General features: G+C 71.0%; 14 protein-coding genes. 7 read left to right on the forward strand and 7 right to left on the reverse strand.

Annotation, left to right across the window (positions count from 1 at the left end):
* Window positions 1-87: 87 nt before the first annotated feature.
* Window positions 88-2,124: a carbohydrate binding family 9 domain-containing protein gene (locus tag C1M51_RS14745; RefSeq protein WP_207207758.1), complete on the forward strand. Its 2,037-nt coding sequence runs from the start codon at window positions 88-90 to the stop codon at window positions 2,122-2,124.
* A gap of 21 nt (window positions 2,125-2,145) precedes the next feature.
* On the opposite strand, the gene C1M51_RS14750 is transcribed toward C1M51_RS14745, so the two are convergent.
* Window positions 2,146-3,657 carry an AMP-binding protein gene (locus C1M51_RS14750; protein ID WP_129450890.1) on the reverse strand — a complete coding sequence of 504 codons (1,512 nt, stop codon included), beginning with the start codon at window positions 3,655-3,657 and terminating at the stop codon, window positions 2,146-2,148.
* A 105-nt stretch (window positions 3,658-3,762) separates the two neighbouring features.
* Here C1M51_RS14750 and C1M51_RS14755 point away from each other — a divergent pair, with 105 nt between their 5' ends.
* Complete coding sequence (locus C1M51_RS14755; RefSeq protein WP_129450892.1) at window positions 3,763-4,374, forward strand: PAS and helix-turn-helix domain-containing protein; 612 nt, start codon at window positions 3,763-3,765, stop codon at window positions 4,372-4,374.
* A 33-nt stretch (window positions 4,375-4,407) separates the two neighbouring features.
* Here the strand turns inward: C1M51_RS14755 and C1M51_RS14760 are convergent, their stop codons facing one another.
* Together C1M51_RS14760 and C1M51_RS14765 are read right to left on the reverse strand one after the other, a co-directional pair.
* Window positions 4,408-4,995: a flavodoxin family protein gene (locus tag C1M51_RS14760; protein ID WP_129450894.1), complete on the reverse strand. Its 588-nt coding sequence runs from the start codon at window positions 4,993-4,995 to the stop codon at window positions 4,408-4,410.
* A 25-nt stretch (window positions 4,996-5,020) separates the two neighbouring features.
* The gene (locus C1M51_RS14765) at window positions 5,021-5,515 is read right to left on the reverse strand and encodes a DUF2938 domain-containing protein (RefSeq protein WP_129450896.1); all 495 of its coding nucleotides are present in this window, start codon (window positions 5,513-5,515) and stop codon (window positions 5,021-5,023) included.
* 80 nt (window positions 5,516-5,595) lie between these two features.
* Here C1M51_RS14765 and C1M51_RS14770 point away from each other — a divergent pair, with 80 nt between their 5' ends.
* A complete protein-coding gene (locus tag C1M51_RS14770) occupies window positions 5,596-6,045 on the forward strand; it encodes a helix-turn-helix domain-containing protein (RefSeq protein ID WP_036232721.1) in 450 nt (149 codons plus the stop codon).
* A 47-nt stretch (window positions 6,046-6,092) separates the two neighbouring features.
* On the opposite strand, the gene C1M51_RS14775 is transcribed toward C1M51_RS14770, so the two are convergent.
* The 4 genes from C1M51_RS14775 to C1M51_RS14790 all read right to left on the reverse strand — a co-directional run bounded on the left by C1M51_RS14775 (window position 6,093) and on the right by C1M51_RS14790 (window position 11,021).
* Entirely contained in the window at window positions 6,093-7,106 is a 1,014-nt protein-coding gene (locus tag C1M51_RS14775; protein WP_129450899.1) for a formylglycine-generating enzyme family protein, read from the reverse strand.
* A complete protein-coding gene (locus C1M51_RS14780; protein ID WP_242499787.1) occupies window positions 7,103-8,836 on the reverse strand; it encodes an arylsulfatase in 1,734 nt (577 codons plus the stop codon). Before C1M51_RS14780 ends, C1M51_RS14775 begins: the two co-directional genes overlap by 4 nt.
* A gap of 10 nt (window positions 8,837-8,846) precedes the next feature.
* Window positions 8,847-10,004, reverse strand: a complete 1,158-nt coding sequence (locus C1M51_RS14785) for a porin (protein ID WP_129450904.1) — start codon at window positions 10,002-10,004, stop codon at window positions 8,847-8,849.
* A gap of 219 nt (window positions 10,005-10,223) precedes the next feature.
* Window positions 10,224-11,021 (reverse strand): helix-turn-helix domain-containing protein, encoded by a 798-nt coding sequence (locus C1M51_RS14790; protein ID WP_129450908.1) that lies wholly within the window; start codon window positions 11,019-11,021, stop codon window positions 10,224-10,226.
* Window positions 11,022-11,126: 105 nt separating this feature from the next.
* Between C1M51_RS14790 and C1M51_RS14795 the strand changes: the two genes are divergently transcribed.
* From C1M51_RS14795 to C1M51_RS19020, 4 genes are all read left to right on the forward strand, one after another.
* The gene (locus C1M51_RS14795) at window positions 11,127-12,035 is read left to right on the forward strand and encodes a bile acid:sodium symporter family protein (protein ID WP_129450910.1); all 909 of its coding nucleotides are present in this window, start codon (window positions 11,127-11,129) and stop codon (window positions 12,033-12,035) included.
* A gap of 240 nt (window positions 12,036-12,275) precedes the next feature.
* Window positions 12,276-15,152, forward strand: a complete 2,877-nt coding sequence (locus C1M51_RS14800) for an ATP-binding protein (protein ID WP_129450913.1) — start codon at window positions 12,276-12,278, stop codon at window positions 15,150-15,152.
* Between the two features lie 4 nt (window positions 15,153-15,156).
* Entirely contained in the window at window positions 15,157-15,894 is a 738-nt protein-coding gene (locus C1M51_RS14805) for a response regulator (protein WP_129450916.1), read from the forward strand.
* Window positions 15,895-16,029: 135 nt separating this feature from the next.
* Window positions 16,030-16,359, forward strand: coding sequence for a hypothetical protein (locus C1M51_RS19020; RefSeq protein WP_165349700.1), 330 nt, complete (start codon window positions 16,030-16,032; stop codon window positions 16,357-16,359).
* Window positions 16,360-16,371: the final 12 nt, after the last annotated feature.

Genomic DNA, 16,371 nt, shown 5'->3' on the forward strand with positions numbered 1-16,371 from the left:
GATGGTGCATTTGCCGTGATCCCTCTCCCTCCCTCGGCCCGGATGGCCCTGGCCCTGGCGTCCTGCCTGTGCGGGCCGGCGAGTGCAATGCCGCTCGCGCCGGGCGACACCCTGGACGCGTTCTCGCAGGTCGCCTCGCGCACCGGCGAGCCGCCGACCCGGCGCACCGAAGTGCGGATCACGCACGACGCGCACACGCTGTTCATCGAGGTGCGCGCCTGGGACCCGGAGCCCGCGGGCATCGTGGCGCAGCAGATGCGCCGCGACGCCGAAGGGCTGCTGGGCGACGACCACGTGGCGGTGGTGATCGACGTCGACGGGCAGGGCCGCAACGGCTATCTGTTCGCGGTCAATCCGAACGGCGCGCAGTACGACAGCCTGATCTTCGACGGCGGCCAGGAGCGGCGCGACTGGGACGCGCTGTGGCGCAGCGAAGCGAGCGTCGACGCGCAGGGCTGGAGCGCACGGATGTCGATCCCGCTCGGCGCCCTCGGCCTGCGGGCCGACGCCGACGAACCGCTGTGGCGCATCAACGCCGAGCGCTGGATGCCGCGCGGCAGCGAGCGGGTACGCCTGGCCGGTGCGAGCCCGGACCGCGAGGTGTTCGCGCTGGGCGAGGCGCTGCCGATGCGCGGCGTGCGGCCCGACCGCAGCGGCTGGGGCGTGAGACTGAAATCGTCGTTGCGCGCGGTGACCGAATCCGCCGCGGCCTCGGGCACGGGCCGCTCGCGCCAGCAGCTCGAGCCGGGGCTGGAGCTGTTCCACCAGAGTGCGTCGGGGGTGCGGACCACGGCCGCGCTGAACATCGATTTCGGCGACGCCGAGGCCGACGAGCGGGTGGTCAACCTGAGCCGCTTCGAGCTGTTCCGGCCCGAGAAGCGCGAGTTCTTCCTGCAGGACGCCGGGCGCTTCAGCTTCGGTGGGCTGAGCATGATGTCGCCGATCCCGTACTACTCGCGCCGCGTCGGGCTCGACGCGCAGGGCCGTGGCCGCAGCCTCGATGCCGGCCTGAAGTTCTCCGGCAGCGTGGGCGAGCTGGACTTCGGCCTGTTCGGGGCGCGCGTGGCCGGCGGGCCGGTCGCGCCGGGCCTGCCGGACCAGCGCCCGGCCGATGTCTCGGTGGCGCGCGTCTCGCGCAGCTTCGGCGCATCGCACCGGGCCGGCATGATCGCCACGGCCGGCAATCCGCAAGGCAGCTCGGGGAGCCATCTGTGGGGGCTGGACTACCAGTTCCGCGACAGCCGCTGGCAGGGCGAGCGGACCCTGGAGACGCACGTCTGGATGCAGGAGTCGACCAACCCCGGCCTGGGCAGCGACCACGCCACCGGCTTCAGCCTGAACTACCCGAACCTGGGCCCGAAGGCCTATGTCGCCGTGCAGCGCATCGGCGAGCGCTTCGAGCCGGCGCTGGGTTTCCTCGACGAAGCCGGCGTGACGCGCAGCGAAGGCAGCGTCGGCTGGTGGCACCGCACCGACGCCGGCCACGACATCGTGCCGGGCCTCGACTGGAACCTGCGCCGCCGGCTCGACGGCAGCGAGCGTTCGTGGCTGCTCAACCCGGAGCTGGAGCTGGTGAACGCGGCGGGCGACTACCTGCTCCCCGAAGTCTTCGTCGAGGGCGACCGCGTCGCGAGCGCCTTCTCGCCGGTGCCGGGCCTGACCGTGGCGCCGGGCAACTACCGCTGGCACTACCTCTACCTGCTGTCGGAGACCTCGCAGTCCAGGCCGGTCTCCGCCATCGTCGAGTGGCGCAGCGGCGGCTACTACACCGGTCGCCGCAACGACCGGGGCCTGACGCTGCGATGGCATCCGAGTTCGCGCTGGAGCGCGGCGGTGGGCGGCCTGCGCAACGCGATCCGCTTCGACGAAGGGCGGTTCACGGTGCGCATGGCCACCTTGCGGATCGACCACACGCCGAGCACGCAGCTGGCGGGCAGCCTGCTGCTGCAGTGGGACAACGTGTCGCACGAGCTGGGCGCGAGCGGGCGCCTGCGTTGGCAATGGGAGCCCGGCCGCGAGCTCCTCTTCTCCGTCGATCGCCTCGGCTACACCGGCGAGCAGCGCGATACCTTGCCCGGGCAGACCCGCGCGCTGCTGAAGCTGGTGTGGACGCTGGAGCGGTGACGGACCCTGCGCCGCCCCGTCTCAGGCGAGCTGCCGCAGCGCGGTCTTCAGCACCTTGCCGTAGCTGTTCTTCGGCAGCGCCTCGACGAAGCGGTAGCGCCGGGGTCGCTTGAAGCGGGCGATGTGCTGCAGGCACAGTGCATCGAGCGCTTCGGGCTCGACCCCGTCGCCCACCACGAAGGCGACGACGATCTCGCCCCACTCGGGGTCGGGCTGGCCGATCACGGCCACCTCGCGCACGCCGGGGTGGCGCAGCAGCACCTCCTCCACCTCGCGCGGGTAGATGTTGGAGCCGCCGCTGATGACCACGTCCTTCGAGCGGTCCTTGAGCGTGAGGAAGCCGTCGGCGTCCAGCGCGCCCAGGTCGCCGGTGCGGAGCCAGCCGTCGCGCAGCGTCCGGGCCGTCGCCTCGGGGTTGCGCCAGTAGCCCGTCATCACGGTCTCGCCGCGCACGACGACCTCGCCCATCTCGCCCGCCGCCACGGGGTCTCCTCGTGAGTCGACCACGCGCACCTCGACCAGCGAATGGGCCATGCCGACCGACCCGATGCGATCGAGCCACTTCGGGTGCGCACGATCGGCGAGGTGCTGGCGCGAGAGCGCCGTGATCGTCATCGGCGACTCGCCCTGCCCGTAGATCTGCACGAAGCACGGGCCCATGACGCCGAGCGCGTCCTGTATGTCTTCCACGTACATCGGGCCGCCGCCGTAGACGATGGTCTTGAAACCGTGGGCCGGCGCGCCCGTGTCCCGCAGGTGCGAGACCAGGCGTTTCACCATGGTGGGCGCGGCGAACAGGCACAGCCGCCCGATGCGTCGGGACAGCGCCAGCAACTCGGCCGGATCGAAGCCGCCCGAGACCGGCACCACGTGGCGTGCCGCCTTCGCGACGAAGGCGAAGTTGTACATCCCGGCGCCGTGCGACATCGGCGCGGCGTAGACGATGGCGTCTTCCGCCGTCACCTCGTCCACGTCCATGAAATAGCAGGCCGTCATCGCGGCCAGGTTGCGGTGCGACTGCATCACGCCCTTGGGGCGGCCGGTGGTGCCCGAGGTGTAGAACAGCCACGCCAGGTCGTCGGGGGCCCGGTGCGCGGGCTCGATGGCGGCGGCCTCCAGCGCCGTGCGGTAGGCGGCATCGGCCGGTGTGAGCACCTGGCGCAGCGCCGGCAGCGCCGCGAGGGGGACGCGCAGCTCGGGCGCCAGATCCTCGGAGACGAACAGGACCGCGGCCTCGGCGTCGCCGACGATGAACGCGACCTCGCCGGGGTGCAGCTTGGCGTTGACGGGCACCACCACCAGGCCGGCCCACCACGCGGCATAGAGCAGCTCGAGGTAGTCCACGTGGTTGTGCATGCAGAGCGCCACCCGCTCGCCCGGCTGCAGCCCCAGGGTGCCGCGCAGGTGGCCGGCCCGTCGCGCGGCGCGGTCGGCCAGGGCCCGGTAGTCCCGCACCACCGCATCGCCCCGCAGCACGGCGGGGCGGTCGGGGTGGGCGAGGGCGGCGCGCACGAGCCATCGGGCCAGGTTCATTGCAGGCACTCCGGAAACCGGGCAACCGCAGGGTCATCGTCCCCGTTTGCCGCGACGGCCAATGTAGGAAACTCGCGGGCCCGCCGCCAGACGTAGGACTACCTCATGGTGCTTTCCCGCAAGTCCCGCACAGACGATCCTTGGCCAGCGTCGGCGCCTCAAGGGCCGGCGGAGGACGACGACCTGGAACGGGTCTTCGAGCTGGCGCCGGTCGGCCTGTGTGTCTCGCGCGAGCGGACGATCCGGCGCTGCAACGCTCCCTTCGCCGCGATGTTCGGCTACACCCCGGCCGACCTGGCCGGGCGCTCGCTCGAGGGCCTGTACCCGTCGCGCAGCGAGTTCGAGCACATCGGCGCACAGGGGCTGGCCGTCATGCAGCAGACCGGCCACTACAGCGACGAGCGCATCATGCGCCACCGCAGCGGCCGGCTGTTCTGGTGCCACGTGGCCGGTCGTTCGATGCGGCTCGACCAGCCCTTCGCCCGTGCGGTGTGGGCCTTCGAGGACATCTCCGCGCGTCGCCCGGTGACGGTCGATCTGACGGCGCGCGAGCGCGAGATCGCGCGCCAGCTCGCGGCGGGGCAGGGCACCAAGGCCATCGCGCGTGCGCTCGGCGTGAGCCCGCGCACGATCGACGGCCACCGCGCACGCCTGATGAAGAAGCTGCAGGCCCGCAGCGCGGGCGAGATGATCGCGCGGCTGGTCGGCCTGCAGTGATCGGCCACCGCAGCGGCCCATGGCGCCGGGGAATCAGGCCGCCGCTCCTGCAGCGCGGGGAGGGCCGAGCCGCTCCAGGGTCTGTGCCACGTGCCGGCCGAACAGCCGCGCGGTCGTGATGTCGCCCGGCACGAAGGCATCGGCCGCTGCCGCGTGTCCGGCCTGCGCCATCAGGCCCGACCAGGAGCCGAGCCGGTTGACGGCCTGGTCGTGCGGCACGCCGTCGTGCTGCCCGGGCAGGAAGGGGTTGCCGACCCACAGCATGCCGTGCTGCATGGCGAACACGAACATCGAGGTCAGCGTCGACTGCTTGTCGCCGGAGGGCAGCGAGGACACGGTGAATCCGGCGGCCAGCTTGCCCTTGAGCCGCTGCGTGCGCCACAGCCGGCCGGTGGCGTCCATGAAGCCCTTGAACGGGCCGGACACGCCGCCGAGGTAGGTCGGAGAGCCCAGCACGACGCCGTCGTACGCCAGCAACTCATCGGGTCGCTGCGCCAGTTCGGTGGCCTCGAGCAACTGCGCCTCGACCGTGGCGCTGCTGCGGGCGCCTTCGGCCACGTGGGTCGCGATGTGCGCGGTGTGACCCTGCGCGCTGTGATAGACGATGGCGAGCCTTTGCATGTCATGGCTCCAGGGGATGTCGGGATCAGCGCCACGGCATCGCGGCGATGGCCGCGGACAGGTAGAGGCCGAGGCCGAAGACCGTGTGGTTGGCCAGGCTCCGCAGCCGGTTCTTCGTCGGTGTCGGCGTCCTGGACGCCGCGAACCCGGCGCCCATCGCCGGTTGCAGGACGGCCAGCGGCGCCAGTGTCGTGAGCAGACCGAAGGCGACGGCCGGCATCAGCGTCGGCTCCCGGACCCAGGCCCAGCCCTCGATGGCCACCAGGGCGGCCGCGAAGGCGATGCCGATCGCGTAGTGGGTCAGCCAACCCCACATCCGTTCGCGCGGTATGGGCGCGGTGCGTGCGATGGCGGCATGTATGAACCGGCCGTGGAGCAGGTGCCCGACCCAGCGCCCGAGGTGGGCGAAGTCCAGGCCGGGCACCCCCGCACGGCGGAGGACGAGGAGCCACGCGTCGAGGACGGCGGTGGCGCCCGCCCCGATCAGGACCAGGCGTTGAATCTCTTGCATCGATGTCATGAGGGACCTCCTTGATTGACTCGGGTGTGCTTCGAGTTCACTATAGAAGTTCAAGTCAACTTCAAGTCAAGGGGTCGGCGGTGGATATTTCCGAAGTGGCCCGGCGCGCGGGCGTGCCGGCGTCGACGCTGCGCTACTACGAGCAGCGGGGGCTGATCGCGTCGCTCGGTCCGCAGGGCGCCCGACGCCGCTTCGCGGACTCGGTGCTGGACCAGCTGGCGCTCATCGCCCTGGGCCAGGCGGCCGGCCTGTCGCTCGACGAGGTCCGTTCGATGCTGTCGCCGCAGGGCGCCCCGAACATCGACCGGCAGTTGCTCGCGGCGAAGGCCGACGAGATCGATGCGACGGTGCGGCAGCTGCGCGCGATGAGCCGGGGACTGCGACATGCCGCGGCCTGCCGCGCGCCCAGCCATGCGCAATGCCCGACCTTCCGCAAGCTGCTGAAGGCCGCGGCCTCCGGCGCCCTCGATCGACAGCGGCGCGACCGCGGGCTGCGGCCGGCCGGCAAGGGGGTGGCCAGCGCGCCGTGATCGCTCGTGCCCGGCCGGGCCTTCGTGGCCTCCCGCCGGTCGATCGCTCAGGACCGGCGCACCGTGCGGAATCCGACGTGCGACGTGGCGGTCGAGGTGGCCTGCGGCTGCCGTGCCGACGGTCGGTAGCGGAGGCAGTAGTCCGGCGAGCACAGGTGCGAGCCGCCCTTGATCACGCGCACCGGCGTGCCCGGTTGGCGCGGGTCACCGCTGCCGGCGGCCGGCGTCTCGGCGAGCCGTCCGTTCGCGCCGGCCTGGTGCCCCGGCCGGTACCAGCTGGCGGTCCATTGCCACACGTTGCCGGCCATGTCGTACAGACCGAAGCCGTTGGGCCGGAAGCAACCCACCGGCGAGGTGCCGGCGTAGCCGTCCTCCTGCGTGTCGTTCAGCGGAAACTCGCCCTGCCAGGTGTTCGCCCGGTGCACGCCGTCGGGCCTCACTTCGCTGCCCCAGGCGTAGCGCTGCCCCTTCAGTCCGCCCCGCGCGGCGTACTCCCATTCCGCCTCGGTCGGCAGGTCGCGTCCCGCCCAGCGTGCGTAGGCGAGCGCATCGTCGTACGACACCTGCACCACGGGGTGGTTGCCCCGTCCGTCCAGATCGCTGCCGGGCCCGCCGGGATGGCGCCAGTCGGCGCCGGGCACGTAGCGCCAGCCACCGGGCCGGCCGTGCGCCGGCGGCACGAACACCGCAGACCCTGGCACCTCGCCCGCGGCAGCCGCGCGCTCGGCGGTCGTGACGTAGCCCGTCGCCGCGACGAAGCGGGCGAACTGCGCGTTCGTGACCGGGTGCCGGTCGATCCAGAAGCTGCGCACTTCGGCCGGCAGCGCCGGCCGTTCCTCGGGGTAGGCGTCGTCGGCGCCGATCTCGAAGCGGCCGCCCGCGACCCGCACCATGCCGTCGTGGGCACCGTCGGCGGCCGGCAGCCCGGCGTAGGCCTCGCAGAGGCCGTGATCGGCCGACGCCTCGACCGCCATCGGGGTCAACTGGTGGCACAGCAGGCCCGCGGCCAGCGCAGCCGCGGCCACCCGCGGCAGTGCGCGTGGCCGCAGGTCCCTCTTCACTGCATGTCCTCGAAGTAGCGCGTGCCGTTGCTGTAGCCCTTGCGCTCCGCCAGGCCGGGGATGTCCACCACGCCCACTTCGCGCACGTAGCGCTCGTACTCGGCCACCAGCTCGCTCAACTTGGCCGGCTGGGACGCCGCCAGGTTGTTGAGTTCGCTGCGATCCTTGGACAGGTCGTAGAGCTCCCACTCGCCGGTGCCCCACTGCCGGTTGCTGTAGACGATCTTCCAGTCCCCCTTGCGCAGCGCCTTGCGGCCCCCGAGTTCCCAGCCGTGCACGTGATCGGCCGGGTGCACGCTGTCGCGCTGCCCGGTCAGCATCGCGAGCATCGAGCGACCGCGCAGCGGGAGCACCGCACGTCCCTGGTACTCGGTGCCCGGATGGCGGGCCCCCGCCAGCTCCAGCAGCGTGGGCGCGATGTCCATCGTGTGGGCGAAGCTGTCGCTGATCTGCCCCTTGCGGCCCAGTGCCGGCCAGCTGGCGATGAACGGCACGGAGATCCCGCCCTCGTACAGGAAGCCCTTGTACAGGTGGAAGGGGTTGGAGCCCACCTGGGCCCAGTTGGGGCCGTAGTCGATGTAGGAGCCCTTGCGCCCGCTGTTGGCGAGGCTGTTGTCCATGCGCGTCTTCACCCACTCGCGCGTGCGGCCTTCGTCGAGTGCGGTGTTGCCGTCCGCGCCGTTGTCGGACATGAAGAGGATCAGCGTGTTGTCGTACTGGCCGGTCTTCTTCAGGTAGTTCACGACTTCGCCGATGTAGTAATCCATGTCGTCGACCATCGCGGCATAGACCGCCATGCGCTTGGATTCGGTCTGCTTCTGCGCAGCGGTCAGCGTGCTCCACTTCGGCCACAGCGGGTGGCCGGTGTAGACCTGTGCATCCTTCGGGATGATGCCCAGCGCCTTCTGGCGCGTGGTGCGCCGGTCGCGGATCGCGTCGTAGCCGACGTCGTAGCGGCCCTCGTACTTGCGGATCGTCTCGTCGTAGGCCTGCAGGGGCCAGTGCGGCGCGGTGAAGGCGAGGTAGCCGAAGAAGGGCTTGCCGTCGCCGCGGCCGCGGTCGATGTAGGAGATCATGCGGCGCGCGAAGAACTCGCTCGAGTAGAAGCCTCGCGCGGGCACGTCGACGAGCTGGCCGTTCTCGTTGTAGATCGCGCGCGGGGGCTTGGCCGGGTCGCCGGTGATGATGCCGGTCTGGTCGAAATGCCCGGCGCCGCCCTGCACCATCGCGTACGACTGCTCGAAGCCGCGCCGGGCCGGGCTCACTTCGGGCGTGACCCCGAGGTGCCACTTGCCGGCCATGTAGGTGTGGTACCCGCTGTCGCGCAGCAACTGGGGGAAGGGCACGACCCGGTCGTTGAGGAAGCCCTCGTAGCCCGGCCTGCCCTTCTGGTCCGGGGTGAGCAGTTCGGCCATGCCGCCGAAGCCGGCCAGGTGGTTGTCGGTGCCCGACATCAGCATGGCGCGCGTGGGCGAGCAGAACGGCGCCGAGTAGAAGCTCGTCAGGCGCACGCCGTCACGGGCGATCGCGTCCAGGTGAGGCGTGTCGATCTCGCCGCCGTAGGCGCCGAGGTCGGAGTAGCCCAGGTCGTCGGCGACGATCAGCAGGATGTTGGGGCGGGTTGGCGGGGCCGTGCCCTCGGCACGCACGGTCGTCGCGACGCACAGGAGTGCGGCGGCGCCCAGCGTCAAGGCGGCGAGGGTGGGTTTCGGTGATGCGGTGAGTTTCATCGTGGGCTCCTCAGAACACATGGCGCAGGCCGACCGACAGCAGCCGGGTGCGGACGCCCAGCGCGCCGGCGGGGGACGGCACCCCAGCGAAGGGGGTGTAGGCGCCGTTGCGCTCGTTGCGATGGAACAGCAGGTTGGTGTGCCAGGCCGTGCGCTTGGACAAGCCGTACTCGTAGCCCAGCGCGATCTGCGAGGCGCCGGTGTCGGGGCCGGCGGTGGCCTGGCCGGCCATCCGGGACGCATCGACGGTGACCTGGCCGTTGGCGTCGGTGCCCAGTGCCGACAGGCTGCCGGAGCCGTTGTCGGCGCGGGTGTACGCCGCCTTCAGCAAGCCCTTGCCGAGCCGGTAGGTCGCCTGCAGCTGCCAGTTGCGGACGTCGAGGTCGAGCGTGTCGCTGCCGATCACCCGTTCGTAGTGCATGTCCACGACATAGGCACCGAGCTTCAGGTTGCCGAAGGTGTAGGCACCGTAGAGGACCCAGGCGCGGTCCTGCGTTCCGGCGCCGCCGTAGCGACCGTGGGTTTCGTACGCGGCACCCAACGACAGCGGACCCCCGTCGTACACCGCCGACGTGGACAGCAAGCGCGGGCGTGCCGTCGGCGTGGCATCTTCGCCGAAGCTGTAGTGCGCCATCAGCCGCAGCCCGTTCATCGACGGGGACCAGTACGCGAGCGTGTTCACCTGGCGACGGGCGAAGGAGCCGGGAGCCTGCACGTTGCTGACCGTGTTGGCGACGCCGTTCCCGAGGATCTGGCCGCCGTCGGGCGTGGAGCCGGGGAAGAGATCGCGCGCCAGCAGCATCCGCACGGGGGTGTCCCACACCCCGCCGAAGACGGTGCCATACGGCGTCTCCAGGCCGACCCGCGTGTTGCGCGAGGCAAAGGCGTTGAAGCCGGGGGGCGTCACGCCGTCGAGGAAGACGTAGGACTCGACCTGGAACAGTGCCTTCATGCCGCCGCCCAGGTCCTCGCTGCCGCGGGTGCCGAAGAAGGAGCCGTAGTTCGTGAGACGCGAGGTGGTCGCGCTCGGCAGGCCGACGGCGCTGCTGCTCGCCGCCGCGCCCTTGTGATACGACTCGACGGCGGTGTTGAGGTAGCCGTAGAGCGTCAGGTCGGAGCCTTGTGCCAGGGCGGATGAGGAGGCCGCGCACAGGGCAGCGGCCGCCATGGCCTGCGGAAGTCGGAACGATTTCAAGATGCTTGTCTCCTTGTGTGCATCGCCTCACCGTCCAGATGCGGTGGGTTTCTTGTTGGGGGCGGATGCTGCACGCAAGCAGGAGCTATCGCATCTTGTTTTGGGGTGGCGTTACACCAGGTGGAATGGTCCGAGCGAGCCCTCCACGGGCCGCACGCGGGGCGCGACGGGACAGCCGCGGTGCTGCGGAAGCTACCGGCCGGCCCGGGCCGCAGCTGCGCCGATCTCGGCGGCGGTCGCCTTCAGATCCGCGAGGTGGTCTCGCACGATCTTGCTGCGCAAGCGGTACTTGCGCATCCACACCAGGTTGATGCACGCGAGAACGCGCTGGCCCTGGAGCACCGGCACGGCGATGGCATCGAGGCCGTCGTCGAACTCGGACATCGGCTTCTGCGAACCGCCGAACTGCGGGTCGCGCGCGCCATAGCCCTGGTGGCGCGTGCGTTCGAGGATCGCGGGCAGTTCAGCGTTCATGACCGCCAGACTGCGCGGGATCGTCGGCGGGTGCCGGTGATGGAAGGCCAGGACGCGCTCGCGCTCCTTGTCGGAGCACCAGGCGAGGTAGGCGCGTCCCGGCGCACTGAGGAAGAAGTCGACCCGGAAGCCGATCGGGTAGAAGTCCAGCGCCAGGCCGCTGCGCTTGCGCGACGTCTCGGCGGCGATGAGGCGGTTGTTGCGGACCACCAGCAGATCCGACGGCCAGATCACCTTGCGCTGCAGGCGCTCGAGATAGGGGCCGGCAATCTCTCCGAGCTCACGCTGGCGCGTCGAACCTTGCGTTGTCTCGGTCAGGACGACCTTTCGGCGATAGAGGCCGTCGCCCATGGCACGCCACACGAACCCCTGCTGTTCCAGGGTCAGCAGCAGCCGGAGCAACGTGGGCTTCGCCATGCCGGTCTGGGTGTGCAGTTGCTGCAGCGAGCGCCCGTCGTCGTTGTCGAGGGCCCTGAACACCTGCAGCCCACGCTCCAGTGCACGAACGGTCTTCACGGAGGCAGTCAAGGTTTCGCCTGGTGGAACAAGGACAGGTGCGGGTTGACAGAGCCGACCCGCTACGGGAACCTCGCCGGACCGCAGCCCGACAAGAGACAAGGCTTGGACGCTCTGGACACCCGATCCGTGCTGTCATTCGTGCTGTCCGTCAGCGTGTTCATGATGATGGTGTGCGTGGGGCTGGGTCTTTCGATCGAGCACTTCAGGGCCCTGACACGCCAGTCGAAGCCGCTGTGGATCGGCCTCGGGTGTCAATTGCTCGTGGCCCCCGCGTGCGGATTCGCCGTGGCCTGGTTGTATCGCGATCGGCCCGACATCGCACTGGGAGTCGTGCTACTTGTCGCGGCGCCGGGCGGGGCCGTCGCCAACGGGATCGTGCAGTTCGCACGGGCCAGGGTCGATGTCTCGGTGGCACTGACCACGCTCAACGGCCTGCTCTGCATGGCCCTGACGCCGCTCATCGCAGGGCTGGGGTTCGCGATGTTCAGCGATGGATCGGACGCTCTTCAGCTGCACCCCTGGAGGACCGTGCAGAAGATCGTGCTGCTGGTGGTGCTGCCCGTGACGCTGGGCATGCTGCTGAGAGCCCACCTGAAGGCCGGTTCGGACCTGATGCGGCTCGCACACGACGGCGCGGCAGCACTGGTCGTCGTCATCCTGGCGGTGGTCTTCGTTTCGATCTTTGACCATCTGGCGGCGCGCTGGCTCGACAACCTGCCGGCCGCCTTGCTGCTCTGCGCACTGATGCTGGGTTCCAGCCACGCCGCTGCAGCCGTCGCCGGACTCGACCCGCCGTTGCGGTTCACGATCTCCATCGAGGCCAGCATCCACAACGTGCCCATCGTGGTCCTGATGGCCGATCAACTCCTGAATCGCCCGGAACTGGCCGGCCTGGCCGTGGTCTACGTGCCCGTCATCGCGGTGCTGGCGCTGTCGTGGGCGTTTGCGCGTCGGTGCGGGTCCGTACCTTGCGGCACCGGCGCCGAGCACGTGGCGAAGCACCGGGGCTGACGGGCGGCACGCCGTCGAGGGTGGAGCGGCCTGCGCAGCCTGGCGAGTCCGCCGTTGCGTTTCATCTGTAATCCGCACGGCTCGTCGCGCCATGCCGAGGCCGGGCGATCGATGACACACTGCGGCGCAGGCTGCCCTTGTCCGACCGCCCGCCATGCCGCTCGTCCTGCGCCACGTTTCATCCGCCGTTCTCGCCGTCGATGCGTGCGCGGCGTACCGGGCACGGCGCCCGGAACGGACATGACCGCCCCGTTCCTGCACACGCTCACGGGCAAGACGCTGCTGCGCCTGGCCCTGGCCGGGGGCCTGCTGCTGTTCGGTGCCGCGGTCTTCAATGCCACGCTGCTGTACCGCCAATCGCAGACGGATGCGCTGCAGCGCCTGGCCGCCGCGGTGGCCGAGCGCGCCCGCGTCGCCGAGCGCGTGCTCGGCTACACCGTCGAGACGCACGAGACGGTTCGGCTGGCGTTCGCCGAGCGCTGGCCCGCCTACCAGGATGACGCGACGACGCGGCGCTTCGACACCATCCTGCAGCGCTACCCCGACGGCGTCTGGCGCAACCGTCCCGAGCTTGCCGACGGCTCCGTCCACCCGACCGGATGGGTGCCGACGGCGACGCCGCTGACCACCGAGCTCAAGCACCTGCTGGTGCTGTTCTGGGATCTGTCGACGCGCTACGGTCCGGGCGCTGCGATCCGTCGTGACAACCTGTTCTTCATGGGCGTGCCGGAGCAGAGCAACGTCGGCTACGACCCCTACCTGTTCCCGAACTGGGTGTTCGACATCCCGCCGGACTTCGATCAGCGCGACTACGAGTGGGGCCGGCTCGCGTACGCCCCGGCGCGTCCCGGTACGCGTTCGCGCTACGCGACGCCGCTGGTCGACGACATCGGCCCCGGGCCCGGACTGGGGCCGATCTTCCAGGTGCTGACGCCGGTGCATGTCGGCGAGCGCCACATCGCGACCGTCGCGACGACGCTGAGGTTCAAGGACTTCCTGGCGCGCACCATGCCGCTCGGTGCCGGTCCGTCGCGCTACCTGGTGTTCAAGCCCGATGGTCGCCTGCTGGCCGACACGCGCGAGGCGGACCCGTCGGCGCCGAGCGCGAACCAGGCCGTGCTGGACGGCCTCGGCGGCGACCTTGCCGGGGCGCTGCTCGCCAGCACGCGACAGGGCGCGGGTGCGCCTGTCGCCGGGCAAAGCACCGACAGCGATCTCTATTTCGCCACCGCACGCATCGATGGCCCCGACTGGTACGTGGCCGCCACGCTGCCCGGGGCCACGGTGCGTGCCGACGCCTGGCGCGTGGCGCTGTGGGGCTCGGCGGTCTACCTCGGCGTGCTGCTGGCGCTGCTCGCCCTGCTGGCGGCGATCCTGCGTCGCCAGGTGGCCGGTCCCCTGGGCGAGCTGACCCAGGCGGCCGAGCGCGTGGCCGGCGGCGACATGGCGGTGCGCCTGCCTTCGGGGCGCGACGACGAGCTCGGCCGTCTCGCGCTGGCCTTCAACGACATGGCCGGCAAGATCGCCGAGCGTGATGCCACGCTGCGCCAGGACAAGCAGGAGATCGAGGCCGCGCTGACCTCGCTGCGCCTGACCGAGGAGCGCTGGCGGGCGATGACCGACAACGCCTCCGACTTCGTCGCGGTGGTCGACGCCGCCGGTGCGCTGCGCTATGTCAGCCCGCCGGTCGAGCGCATGCTGGGTCGACCACCGGAGCACTGGGTCGGACGGCCGGTCCGCGAGCTGGTGCTGGAGGCCGACGCAGAGGCGCTGGTCCGTCAGATCGAGCAGCCCGACGGCAGCGCGATCCAGTGCCGCGCGTCCCATGCGGACGGCAGCGAGCGCGTGCTCGAGGCGATCGCCAGCGACCTGCGCGGCCACCCGGCGGTCGGTGGCATCGTGCTCAACATCCGCGACGTGTCGGAGGCCGTCGGCGCCGAACGGCAGCTGCGCCAGGCGCAGAAGCTCGAGGCCATCGGCACGCTGGCCGGCGGCATCGCACACGATTTCAACAACATCCTCGCGGCCATCCTCGGCTACGGCGAGATGGCGCTGAAGGACGCTGCCGAGGGCGGCGCGCAGCGGCGTCATATCGAGTCGGCCCTGGGTGCGGGGCTGCGCGCCAAGTCGCTGGTCGAGCGCATTCTTGCGTTCAGCCGCAGCGGGGTCGGTGAGCGCGTGCCGGTGCATGTGCAGTCGGTGGTGGCCGAGGCGCTCGACGGCGTGAGTGCGACCCTGCCGCGCGAGCTGAGTCTGCACCGCGAGCTGCGCGCCGGCGATGCCGCGGTGCTCGGCGATCCGACCCAGGTGCACCAGGTGGTGCTGAACCTGTGCGCCAACGCTGTCCAGGCGATGAAGGGGGCGGGCACGCTGACGGTCGTGCTCGACGTCGTGCAGACCGACGCCGAGACCCCTGTCACGACCCGGCTGCTGCCCGCCGGCAGCTATGTGCGGCTGCGCGTCGAGGACAGCGGCAGCGGCATCGACGCGGCGCTGCTGGAGCGCATCTTCGACCCCTTCTTCACGACCAAGGAGGTCGGTGTCGGGACCGGGCTCGGGCTGTCGCTCGTGCATGGCATCGTCACCGAGCTCGGCGGCGGCATCGATGTCGAAAGCCGCGTCGGGGCGGGCAGCCGCTTCACCGCCTACCTGCCCTGGCACGGCGCAGCCGCGAGACCGGTCGCAGCCGACGAGCCGGTCGCCCCCGGCAACGGCGAGACCGTGCTGCTGGTGGACGACGAGGAGGCGCTGGTTCGTCTGGGCGAGGAGCAGCTCGCCGAACTGGGCTACGAGGCCGTCGGCTTCGCGTCGAGCGGTGCCGCGCTCGAGGCCTTCCGTGCCGCGCCCGACCGCTTCCAGGTGCTGCTGACCGACGAGGCCATGCCCGGCATGACGGGCTCGGAGCTGGTGGCCGAGATCCGCCGCCTGCGGCCCGCGCTGCCGATCGTGCTGATGAGCGGCTACGTCACGCCGGCGCTCGCGGCGCGTGCGCGCGAGGCCGGCGTCGCCGAGGTGCTGAACAAGCCGCTGGTGGCGCGCGACATCGCCCGTGGCCTGGCGTCGGCGCTGCAGCGCGGCCGCCCGGGTTGCGGGCGCGCGGAATGTGACGGAAGCTAGCGGCATGGCGTCTCCGGTCTCCGCCTGCCCGCACGTGCTCGCCGTCGACGACGATCCGGCGCTGCGCGCACTGCTGACGGATTACCTGGGCGACAACGAGCTGCGTGTCACGGCGGTCGCGAGTGGTGCCGAGCTGGAGATCGTGCTCTCCCGCGAGACCGTCGATCTCGTCATCCTCGACGTGCGCCTGCCCGGCGAGGACGGCATGCAGATCGCGCGCCGGCTGCGCGAGCGATCGGCCATCCCGATCCTGATGCTGACCGGTCGCGCCGAAGAGGCCGACCGGGTGATGGGCCTCGAACTCGGGGCGGACGACTACCTGACCAAGCCCTTCGGCACCCGCGAGCTGCTGGCGCGCGTGCGTGCCTTGCTGCGGCGTGCCCAGGCCCAGGCGACGGTGGCCGATGCGGTGGCCAAGGTCAGGGCCTACCGCTTCGGTGGTTGGGAGCTCAATGTCGGCCTTCGGCGCCTGAAGGACCCCGAGGGGCGCGCGATCACGCTGACCAACGGCGAGTTCAGCCTGCTCGCCGCGTTCCTGTGCGCGCCGCGGCGGGTGCTGGCGCGCGACCAGCTGCTCGACCTCTCGCGTCTGCACAACGCCGAGGTCTACGACCGTTCCATCGACGTGCAGATCCTGCGGCTGCGCCGCAAGATCGAGGCCGATCCGTCGAACCCGCGCTTCATCACCACGCAGCGCGGCGCGGGCTACCTGTTCGACGCCGAGGTCGAGCCGGTGCTCTGACACCGGCCGCTGCCGCGCGCCGGCAACGACTACATCTGTCATCGACGGGCCCGGAACTGCAACCGGGCTGCAACGCGCGACGGGCTCAATGACGCCAGGCGAGCAGGACGCTTCGCCCCCCGTCAGGAGCCCAAGATGAACCGACACCCCTCCCTCGACGACCTGTTCACGCTGGTCGTTCTTGCCATCGCGCTGGCGAGCGCCTGCGCCTGGCCTGTCCTGGCCCGGGCCGAGCCGTCGTCACCGACGGACACCTGCCGGCGCATCGCCGCGGAGACCGACCGCGCCGGGCAGCTCCGGCTCGATGCGATCGACAAGGGCGAGACCGCCTGGCGGGCCGTGCTGCCCTTCGCCGTGATCGCCCGCAAGGCCACGGGCAAGGCCGAGGCCGGTCAGGCCGAGAAGCGCCTCGCCGTTCTCGACGCCGAGGCCCGACGCGAAGGCTGTGCGATCCCGGCCCCATGACCTCAACGAACC

The sequence above is a fragment of the Methylibium sp. Pch-M genome (assembly GCF_004136295.1).
GTDB lineage: Bacteria > Pseudomonadota > Gammaproteobacteria > Burkholderiales > Burkholderiaceae_C > Methylibium > Methylibium petroleiphilum.